General features: G+C 51.8%; 4 protein-coding genes. 2 read left to right on the top strand and 2 right to left on the bottom strand.

Features of this window, described 5'->3' with window-relative positions:
• Positions 1-90: 90 nt before the first annotated feature.
• Both VFA09_20765 and VFA09_20770 read left to right on the top strand, forming a co-directional pair.
• Positions 91-1,512, top strand: coding sequence for a PQQ-binding-like beta-propeller repeat protein (locus VFA09_20765; protein HZU69718.1), 1,422 nt, complete (start codon positions 91-93; stop codon positions 1,510-1,512).
• A gap of 282 nt (positions 1,513-1,794) precedes the next feature.
• Positions 1,795-3,240: a sialidase family protein gene (locus tag VFA09_20770; protein HZU69719.1), complete on the top strand. Its 1,446-nt coding sequence runs from the start codon at positions 1,795-1,797 to the stop codon at positions 3,238-3,240.
• Between the two features lie 88 nt (positions 3,241-3,328).
• On the opposite strand, the gene VFA09_20775 is transcribed toward VFA09_20770, so the two are convergent.
• Together VFA09_20775 and VFA09_20780 are read right to left on the bottom strand one after the other, a co-directional pair.
• Positions 3,329-7,405, bottom strand: coding sequence for an amino acid adenylation domain-containing protein (locus tag VFA09_20775; GenBank protein HZU69720.1), 4,077 nt, complete (start codon positions 7,403-7,405; stop codon positions 3,329-3,331).
• Positions 7,398-10,793 carry an amino acid adenylation domain-containing protein gene (locus VFA09_20780; protein HZU69721.1) on the bottom strand — a complete coding sequence of 1,132 codons (3,396 nt, stop codon included), beginning with the start codon at positions 10,791-10,793 and terminating at the stop codon, positions 7,398-7,400. Before VFA09_20780 ends, VFA09_20775 begins: the two co-directional genes overlap by 8 nt.
• Between the last annotated feature and the right edge of the window lie 479 nt (positions 10,794-11,272).

Here is an 11,272-nt window from a genome sequence, read left to right on the forward strand (position 1 = left end):
CCCATACTCTGGCCCCTACCCCCGAGCGACTCTGCACCAGGACGTTATGAATCTGACCCCTACCCCCCGAGGAGGTTCATAAGAGAATATATGAAGCATTTCTTTAGTGGAAAGCAACCATGGAAATTGCGCAGTTTTCTGATATTTTTTATCGGGCTTGCCATTGTGCTCGCTACAGTGATTGTTTCGGCGATGATGCCTAAGACCAATGCACATGCCGATACGGGCGACTGGACAACTTTTCTCGGCAGTAACGCACGTACCAGCTTCAACGCCAATGAGACTGTGATTAACCCGAGCACTGCCCCAAATCTCACACTATCCTGGACACATATGACGAATGGTACGATCACGGCTCAGCCTATCGTCTCTAATGGCGTACTTTACTGGGGTTCCTGGGATGGTCACGAACGGGCGACAAATCTCAAGAATCAAAAAGGCCTCTGGTCAAAGAATCTTGGAATTACTGTAGATAAAAACGCGGGGTGCCATCCCACTGCCGCGGGTGTTGCGAGCACTGCTACTGTTGCCACTGTATCGATCAATGGACAGAATACGCAGGTTGTCTTTGTAGGAGGGGGAGATGCTATATTCTATGCCCTCAATGCTTCAAACGGTAGCATTATCTGGCATACGAAGCTGGGCCTGCCGCCGGCCACTTTCCTCTGGAGTTCACCGGCTTTCTATAATGGCGATATCTATGAGGGTGTTGCTTCTTTCGGCGATTGTCCACTGGTACAGGGACAGATTGTGCAGATGGATGCGGCAACCGGGGCCATTCTGAATGTCTTTAAAACAGTACCGGATGGTTGCACAGGAGCTACCGTTTGGGGTTCGGTGGCTATCGATGAATCAACAGGCATGCTTTACTTTGGCACCGGAAATGCCGGCGCCTGTAAGCATGAGACCCTGGCTCTTTCACTGGTAGAATTAAATGCTTTGGACCTCTCGTTAGTGGCTTCCTGGAGAGTGCCGAATTTGAAAGGTGATAACGACTTCGGCAGCACGCCTACCCTGTTCGATGCCACTATTAATGGCACCTTGACCCATATGGTCGGGCTTATCAACAAGAATCGTACCTATTATGCCTTCGATCGTACAAATATTGCGGCCGGTCCTCTATGGCAGGATCAGATTTCAAGCGCGGGAGATAATATCTCATCCAGCGCCTGGGATGGCACAAACCTGTATATTGCCGGAAACAAGACTACAATTAATGGGACAACTTGTGCTGGAAGCATCAGGGCTGTTAACCCTGCCAATGGTTCTTATATCTGGCAAGATTGTATCAAGGCGAATGTACAGGACCCTGTTATGGCCGTGCCCGGTCTGATAGTTATAGGTGCAGGTACCGATATGCTTGTGATTAGCACTGCCGACGGCAGTATACTTTTCGATTATCATCTCGCTCCCGGTCATGCTACTTTTTTAGGGCCGGCCACAATTTCCAATGGCGTGCTTTACATAGGGAATAATGACGGTTGCCTGTATGCCTTCACACCGAGCAGCTAAGCATTTATTAAAGATGCCCTTGATCCTTTGAGACGAGGGCATCTTCTTTTTGGCTGCGCATTTTGCTCTCAAAGCGCAAGTTAAGTAATCTCAACATGCATTGTACGCCAGACATCCAATATTCACTTTTTCTCACCCTATCTGGCCTCTGCTAAATGCTACCCTTAAATGGCCAAACATTGTTCTTGTCAGGCAGACACGGGCGACCGTAGAGCGTGGATTCATCCAGCACACGGTACGCCCCTACAGTTCATTCACAAAAAGGAAGGATCTTTACTACTCATGCGGTTTATGTCCCCCCCACTATCGCGTTTCCTGACGTACATTGGACTTGCGATAGCTCTCATTAGCGGTTGTATGCTCTTGCTCGTCTCACATTCCTTTTCACTTGCCGCGCATGGCCATGCACCTGGCAGCGTTGCTAGCGTTCAGTTGAGTACTGACCCTTATCAAAATAAGGCAGCTGAACACCAGACCGAAGTTGAGCCTGATATCTTTGCCTTTGGCTCGACTATAGTGGCCACCTTCCAGGTTGGGCGGTTCAATCGCGGCGGGAGCGACAATATCGGTTGGGCAACCTCTAGCGACAATGGTATCACCTGGCAAAACGGCTTTCTGCCGGGCATCACCAGGATTGTGAACCCGAAGAATCCTTATGATAATGTCACCGATCCCGCAGTCGCCTATGACGCGAAACATAATGTATGGTTGATCTCTTCACTAGCTATTACCAAAAATAGGAACAAACTGCATTTCCTGGCAGTGATTGTAAGCAGGTCAACCGATGGTGGTTATACCTGGGAAAATCCTGTTGTTGTCGATAGCAGTCAAGGAAATCTCGATAAGGATTGGATCGTTTGTGATAATTCCCCCAGCAGTCCTTACTATGGAAACTGTTACGATCAATGGGACGCCACTCCTAACTCCCTCATTCAACTGAGTGCGTCCAATGATGGTGGATTAAGCTGGGGACAACCATTAAGTACCCAGGATAATGCTTCTGGTGTAGGCGGACAGCCCCTCGTACAGCCGGATGGAACCGTTATTGTTCCTATCGATAATGTGGATGCAAATGCAGTCTTGTCTTTCACCTCTATGAATGGAGGTGCGAGCTGGAGCAACACAGTTACGGTGGCTTCGATAACAGCTCATACTGTGGCCGGAAACCTGCGCGATACTCCGCTTATCTCAGCGGCTATCGATGGCTCAGGAACGGTGTATGTCGTATGGCAAGACTGCCGTTTTGAGGAATCTTGCTCGGCCAATGATTTTGTGATGACGACTTCCAGCGATGGGATCAACTGGTCTCCTGTACAATTGATTCCTGCCGACCTGGTAGGCAGCGGCATAGATCATTTTCTTCCCGGGCTTGGTATTGATCCACTTACCTCTGGAAACACAGCGCATCTGGTGCTAGCCTATTACTACTATCCGCAGGCGAATTGCAATTTTTCCACATGCCAGCTTGAAATAGGCTATACGTCTTCAACAGACGGGGGGACTACGTGGACGCCTACCAGTAATATCGCAGGGCCAATATCCCTATCCTGGCTCGCGAACACGAATCAGGGATGGATGGTAGGTGATTATATTGCTACCAGTTTCGCCGGCGGCGCAGCATTTCCTATATTCGAGATCGCCAGCGCACCTGATAAAAAGAAGCAATGTGGAAAGGGCAAAACAAATTGCCACGAGGCGACTTTCACTGTCGCTTCTGGTCTGAGGTAAGCCATAAGTTATGCACTCCAGCAGGTTAGCCCGGTAAGCATAGCAGGCCGGTCAATCGGCAGTGGGCGCGATTGATCGGCCTGCACAATCAGGATTGTAACTTGCTGATGCACTCGCGCAGGTGTTGGGCCAGGATGGGGAGGTTATCGGTTCTGCAGGTCATGTGCGTGCCGGGAATAATATGCACCTCCCCGTTTTCCGCTTCGACCTGCTTGTACCATTCCTCTCGATGAGGAAACTCTTTTTCTGACCAGAAGAATGTAATCTTTCCGGGATAGTGATATGGCAAATAGCCTGAGGCAACCCAGAGATAGACACTGGGCCAGTCATCACGCAGGTATTCGGTTTTGGGAATGAACGCTTCGACGCGGGGTATTTCGAAACCCATAGCGTACATATCGCGACCGAGTTCGAATTTTTCGACGGTTCCAAATTGCTCCACGCCTTGCAGCATTTTACGATAGTGTTCGTCGCGCAAATATCTATAGCGATGGCGTAGGTATTTGCGCATGTGGCGGGCAAGCAGGAATATATCTAACTGTTTATCCTGCCCTAGTCGTAAAAGGCTGCCGACCCGGTTAAGCATATTACGCATAGCCGCATGAGGGCCAGGAGTAGCCGGGTCTATCATTACAAGCAGGTCTACGGTTTGCCCTGCCGCGGTTAACTGCCTGGCTATTTCATACGCCTCAAGCCCGCCATTGCAAAAGCCACCTAAGCGGTATGGACCTTCGGGTTGAATAGCCCGCATCGATTTGATATGTTCCGCGGCGATGGCCTCGAAAGTGGGCGGAATGCGCAGGCCATCAAATCTATAGCGCTCCAGCACGTAAAATGGCTGTTCTGGCCCCAGAGCTTGCGCTAACCTGTAAGAATAGAATGCGCCGCTGTTCCAGTCTCCTGGCAAATAGAAAAACGGGATCTGGTTTCCACCGGCCTGAATCGTGACCACAGGAGAGCGCGAATCGCTCTCCGCAGGGCGCTTGAGAGCATTGGCGAGTTGCTCAATGGTCGGGCCGCTAAAAAGCGTAGCAAGAGAAAGCTGCTTCTTAAAGACCTTTTCTATTTTATCGATCAGGCGAGCGGCGAGTAAAGAATGGCCTCCCAGGTAAAAGAAGTTATCGCGGATGCCGATAGGGCGCACATCTAGCAGTTCCTCCCAGATCTCGATCAGTTGATAATGCACCATCTGGGTCGGGGCGACGTAGGTATCCTCTACCATACGCCGGGTTGATTCCGGCGCCGGCAGGCTGCGTGTATCCAGTTTGCCATTCGGTGTCAGAGGGAGAGCATCCAGGAAGATAAAATCGGACGGTATCATATACTCCGGCAGCTTTTCACCCAGGAAGCTGCGCAGTTCGCTGATTGGAAGTTTCTGCTTCCTTTGCGTCACAACGTAAGCGACCAGCCGTTTTTCACTGCGTTCGTTCTGGTGGACAATGACCGCGGCTTCCCGAATGGCGGGATGCCGGCCCAGTATTGCTTCGATCTCGCCTAATTCGATGCGGAAACCGCGTAGTTTAACCTGCTGGTCCTTGCGCCCGAGGTACTCAATCGTGCCATCCGGCAGAAAACGCACTATATCTCCTGTCTTGTACAGGCGGGCTCCCGGCTCTTCGCTGAACGGATGGGTGATGAACTTCTCGTTGGTAAGTTCGGGACGGCGCAGGTAACCACGCGCCAGACCTGGACCGCCAATATGCAATTCGCCCGCAATACCAATGGGTACAGGGTTATTATAACGGTCGAGGATATATATTTGCGTATTGCTGATAGGCGTGCCGATAGGGATAGAGCGGATGCCTTCGGGCAATGGCCTGGGAATAGTGTAGCAGCAGGCGAAGGTAGTCGTTTCATGCGGCCCGTAGCCATTAATGAGCCGCGCCTGCGGCAATGACTCTAAAGCACGACGAATATGAGTGACTGAGAGAGCTTCTCCGCCGGTAAGGACTTGCTGAAGGCCGAGCAGCGCTTCAGGCGCTTCGTCGATCACCGCATTGAACAGGGAAGCGGTCAGCCAGGCAGTCGTCACCTTGTGTTTGTGTATGACCGCGCCAATACTTTTGGGAGTAGGAATTTGCTCGGAGAAAAGTACGCAGCGAGCCCCATGCAACAAAGCGCCCCATACCTCCAACGTCGAGGCGTCGAATGAAATGGGGGCCATATGCAGAATTGTTTGTGAGGCATCCAGCTGCGCGTAATTGGCGCCGATAACCAGGCGGTTGATGCTGCGATGGCATATTTCTACGCCCTTGGGTTTGCCAGTGGAACCTGAAGTATACATGACATAAGCAAGGTTATCGGAAGTGACATCACTGGTAGGATTATCAGTGCTTTCGCGAGCGACCTTTTCCCATTCTGTATCCAGAACAATCACGTGCAGGCCATCTGTTGGCAGTTCTCCAGCCAATTGCTGTTGCGTGAGGAGGATGTGGGACTGCGCATCCGCAAGCATGAAAGCAAGCCGCTCTTTGGGATATGCCGGATCGAGCGGGAGATAGGCGCCACCGGCTTTTAGGATGCCAAGCAGACTTATAATCATCTCGAAGGAGCGATCCATACAGATACCTACTAGCACTTCCGGCCCGACTCCCAGTTTTTGCAAGTGGTGTGCCAGCTGATTGGCCCGTGCGTTCAGCTCTTTATATATCATTCGCTCATCACCATAAAGGAGCGCCACCCCATCGGGATTGCGCTCCACTTGCGCTTCGAAAAGGTGATGAACGCAGCGTTCCCCATGATAGGGCGCAGTGGTATTGTTCCACTCTACCAGAATCTGCTGTCGTTCAGCACCGGTTAGCAGTGGCAATTGCACGATATGCTGTTCAGGATTGGCGACCACCCCTTCCAGGAGTGTCTGCCAGTGGCCAAGCATGCGTTGAATGGTTGTCGCATCGAACAATGTGGTGCGATATTCGAAGCGGCCGGTCAGGCCGTCCGGTCGATCTTCGGCGATGATCGATAGATCAAACTTCGATGTCTCTGTATCGATGTCGGTGTAAGTGAGCGTCCATCCTGGGGGAAGATCGGGCGCCGGCGGGTCGAGGGACAGCAGCACCTGGAAGAATGGATGCTGATTCAAGTCACGCTCGGGATGCAATTGCTGTACGATGTATTCGAAAGGCACATCGGCATTCGCCTGCGCTTCCAGAGTCATCTTGCGCACGCGCCTGAGCAGTTCCTTGAAAGTAGGATTGCCGGATACATCGGTTCGCAAGGCCAGTGTATTGACGAAGGCGCCGATTAAGCTCGCGGTTTCGGATTGCGCGCGCCCAACGACAGGCGAGCCAACGACGATATCTTCCTGCCCCGAGTAGCGGTAAAGCAGGGTCTGGAAAGCCGCGACCAGCAGCATGTGCAACGTGACCCCTTCCTGGCGGCTCAAAGCCTTGAGGTCTCCGGTCAGATCTTTCGAGAATGTGAATAAGTGCATCGATCCCCTGAACGTGGGAACAGACGGGCGCACATGATCTGCTGGCAACTCGAGGATGGCGGGAGCATCCTTGAGTTGTTGCCTCCAGTAATGCATTTGCTCCTCAAAATGCCCTTCCTGCAGCCGCTCGCGCTGCCAGACCGCGAAATCGGCATATTGAATGGGCAAGTCTGACAACGGGGATGGACGACCATGTGCGAAGGCATCGTAGAGCTGCGCCAGTTCTTGCAGGAAAATACCAAAGGACCAGCCATCCGAAATACTATGATGCATGTTGACCAGCAACACAAACTCCTCTTCGTCCAATTGGACTAAAGTTGCTCGGATAAGCGGACCTAGTGCGAGATGAAAGGGTTTCATGGCTTCTTGCACTGCAAGATTCCGCGCCTTACTCTCTCGCTCGGATCGGGGGAAAGCCCGCAGATCAACAATAGATAATGGGATGCTCCAGGCAGGCTTAACGACCTGCACAGGCTGCCCATTCTGCATGCTAAATGTGGTGCGCAGGACTTCATGACGCTGTACTAGTGCATTGAGGCTTCGCTCGAGTGCCTCCTCATTCACAGCGAAGCTTAGACGAATGGCGGACGGCATATTGTACGCAGCGCTTTGAGGCTCCAGCTGGTGAAGGAACCAGAGGCTTTGCTGGGTGAAGGAAGTTGGAAATAGATAGACATCTTCTTCCATTGAAGTATGGCTTGAAGATGTAGCCATGACGCCATTTTTATTCATCTCGCAAACTACTCCTACCCAGTGATAATGAATTTGAAGTCAATTTCATACGGTAATGCTCGCGAGAGACTGACCGTATTGGTGGCAATTGTTGCCCGGTATCGTTAGATTTCATTCGCATTATTTTATCGGCTAATCCGGCAATTGTTGGAGTTTCAAAGAAGCTGCGCAAGGGAAGTTCCACTGCTAAGGTCGCATGAAGGCGTGAAACTACGTACATAGCAAGCAGGGAATGCCCGCCCAGCGTGAAGAAATCGTCGTAGATTCCAATCTGCTCGATGCCAAGAACCTGAGACCACGTAGCGGCCACGACCTCTTCGATGTGTGTGCGAGGAGGAACATATGCATCATGATTTGAACTCAGACGAAGTTGATCTGGCCCGGGCACAGGCAGAGCTTTACGATCCAACTTGCCATTCGGCAGCAATGGTAGGGCCGGCAGCAGTATATAAGCCGATGGAAACATATATACAGGTACATATAGTGATATAAAAGAATGTAAGTCGTCGATGGTCAGGACAGCGTTGTCTTGCGGCACGACATAAGCGACCAGGCGCGTATCTCCAGGGGCATCCTCCCGCGCAATCACGGCCACATCCCTCACTCCTGGATGCCGGCGCAGTATCTCTTCGATTTCTCCTAACTCGATGCGATAGCCACGCAGTTTGACCTGGTGATCAGTGCGCTCAAGGAACTCAATATTGCCATCGGGCAGATAGCGCACGCGATCCCCTGTTTTATAAAGCCGGGCACCTTCCTGGGACGCGGTAAACCTGGTTCCTACAAAAGGATTGGGGATGAAACGCTCGGCCGTCGCTTCTGGGCGCTGTACATAACCGCGTGCTATTCCTGCTCCGCCAACATACAATTCCCCGGCAACTCCAACGGGCACCGGTTGAAGATGTGAATCCAGGACGTAGACCTGCGTATTGGCAATGGGGCGACCAATAGGCACCGATTCTCTCTTTTCCCCCGGTTGGCAGCGATAGACGGTACACCAGACGGTCGCCTCGGTCGGCCCATACTCGTTGTAAAGGGCACTATTGGGCAGGCAGGTGAAGTGGCGCTCCACCAGGGCCTTCGGACAACGCTCGCCGGCAACGATGACGGTCCGCAATGAGTCTAACGGGCGCGTTGATGCCTGCTCGAGCAACAAGCTATATAATGATGGCACGCACAAGGTGTGAGAAGGCTCCTGCTTTGCGATAAGGTCGCTGAGCAGGAATGGATCGCGCACTACTCCCTCTTCAGGCAGCAATAGCGTTCCTCCCTGGCACAACGTCCAATAAATACCGGCGACCGAACTATCGAATGTCAGCGCGGAGAGCAGTAAGTACTTGCGTACCGGCTCGCGATAATATGCTATGCGCGCCAGGGTAGAGTGCCAGAGATTCTGGTGTGTAATGGCTACTCCTTTGGGGCGACCGGTTGAGCCAGAGGTGTACATGATATATGCGAGATGCTGACCCTGTACATGGCTTTTCGGGTTGTCATCCGAATTATCGTCCGGAATCTCATCGATAGCCAGGTAGAGCGGCGAGGATGGGGTGATGACATCCCCACTCGCGGGCATCATGTTCCTGTTTGTGAGGACGAAGGAGACGCGGGCGTCCTGCAACATAAAGGCCAGCCGGTCGGAGGGCGTCGCCGGATCGAAGGGCACGTAAGCGCCTCCTGCTTTGAGCACACCGAGCATTCCCACTATCATTTCCAGGCTATTGGGTAGCAGGAGACCAACTATCACCTCCGGCCCTACTCCTGATTGTCGCAAGTAGCGCGCAAGCCGGTTGGCACGCGCATTCAATGCTCGATAGGTTAACTGTTCAACGCCATAAGCCAGGGCCACAGCATCAGGTGTGCGCTCGACCTGCTCCTCAATCAGCCGGTGGACAGGCCTCTCTTCTGGAAATGCTGTAGTAGTAGCGTTCCATTCTACCAGCAGGCGTTGACGCTCGTTTTCTGTTAGAAGAGCTAATTCCGATAGCTTGTGATCGGGATGCTGCGCGATGCTCTCCAGCAGTGTTTGCCAGTGACTTATCATACGCTGAATAGTCGTGTCGTCGAAGAGGTCGGTGCTATACTCGAAGCGGCCAATGATGCCTTCGGTTCGATCTTCGGCAATCAAAGTGAGATCGAATTTGGAGATGCCCGTTTGCGCATCCATGTGGGACAGGGTCCAACCGGAGGGTAGGACAGGGTGTTGTGGTTCGAATACAAACAGGACCTGGAAGAGAGGATTGTAACTTAGACTGCGCTGCGGTTGTAATTCCTTCACCACGTATTCAAAAGGGACATCCGCGTGGGCCTGAGCCTCGAACGTGGTCTCACGAACCTGCTTGAGGAGGTCGAGGAAGCGAAGATTTCCTGATAGCTTTGAGCGCATCACGACCGTATTCATAAACAACCCCATTAGCTGCTCGAGTTCCGAGCGCACACGCCCTCCTGTTGCGGTACCGATGAGGATATCCTCTTGCTCTGTATAGCGATAAAGCAGGGTAGTGAAAGCTGCCAGCAGCAACATGTACATCGTTACCTGTTCCTGGCGGCACAACGCGCGCAAACGAGCGCTGAGGGAAGCTGACAGCGTGAATGGCTGTACAAACCCACGATAGGTAGGAACGGCAGGTCGAGGGCGATCAGTGGGCAGTTCAAGCGCGGCGGGGGCGCCCGCAAGCTGCTGCTTCCAATAGGCAATGCCAGGGGCCATAGCCTGCTCTTGCATCTCCTCTCGCTGCCAGGCCGCGAAATCGGCATACTGGATAGGCAGGTCGGGGAGTGGCGACGGTTGTCCTGCCGAGAAAGCTGCATAGAGCGCGGACAGTTCAGGTAGGAACACCTGGTATATCGTGATGCCGTCGAAGATGATGTGGTGTAGCGTCAAAAATAGCCTGTGTTCCTCGTCCCCCATCTGTATCAACAAGGCGCGCAGCAATGGACCTCTTGAAAGATCAAAAGGGCGTCTGGCATCCGAAGATGCCAGGCGCACGGCCTGTGCCTCTCGCTGTGCTTCTGGGAGAGGGCGCAGATCCACAACGGGCAGTTTGAGATGGAGAGCCGGTTGAATCACCTGTACAGGCTGTCCGTCTACCAGGGGAAAGATGGTACGCCATGCTTCATGCCGACGGATGATTTCATTCAGGCTTTTTGTAAGCGCATCAACATCCAATGATCCAGGCAAGTGAACGGTGACGCGCTCATTATATACAGGAATATCGGGTTGCAGTTGCGAAAGCAGCCATATTTGTTGTTGTCCAAAAGAAAGCGGTGCTATCTCTCCTGGCGAGCGCCGGGGAATACCATTTCTGGCTGTAGCCTGTGGGCGGTCACTGAGCAAATATTGGGCTAACAGTGCGCGCTTGACCTCTGAAAGTTCGGTTCTCTCTGGCATTCTATTACATCCACCATAGCATCTAGCAGGTAAAATATTTTACCCTGTTTTGTACCTCATGCACCATCTCTTATATGAACATTTGCGAGTGAAGGCCCGAATCATTCCGCATCATAATGAAACCTTGCTCTAACCGATAGAAGAGATTATTAGATTATTACCGGTTATTTCCCAGAAATATATCATGTTCCTCTTGAGAAGTAATGACAATCAGGTTAAGACCTGGTTGCGAAAGCATCTTTCATGTTATGAATGTGCCGGTTTGTATGAAATTGCGTTCATTAAAACTCTATTAAATAGGACTGATGCAGCAGTAACCCGAAAAGCCGGTACGTAAATTTACCCATTTAGCTCATATTTACGTGTAGAAAAAGTTGCGGGGTAAGCATTGCTCATCTGGGTAGTAATTTCTTCACTAATTTTATCGTGTTAGCAACTAAGCGCTATAGTTTAACTACTTAGTAATGATATAGAGAAAT

Source organism: Ktedonobacteraceae bacterium (assembly GCA_035653615.1).
Taxonomy (GTDB): domain Bacteria; phylum Chloroflexota; class Ktedonobacteria; order Ktedonobacterales; family Ktedonobacteraceae; genus DASRBN01.

Excerpts from the sequence above, each read along its gene's own strand:
- VFA09_20770 (HZU69719.1), top strand. The coding sequence starts at position 1,795 with ATGCGGTTTATGTCCCCCCCACTATCGCGTTTCCTGACGTACATTGGA.
- VFA09_20765 (HZU69718.1), top strand. The coding sequence starts at position 91 with ATGAAGCATTTCTTTAGTGGAAAGCAACCATGGAAATTGCGCAGTTTT.
- VFA09_20775 (HZU69720.1), bottom strand. The coding sequence starts at position 7,405 with ATGAATAAAAATGGCGTCATGGCTACATCTTCAAGCCATACTTCAATG.
- VFA09_20780 (HZU69721.1), bottom strand. The coding sequence starts at position 10,793 with ATGCCAGAGAGAACCGAACTTTCAGAGGTCAAGCGCGCACTGTTAGCC.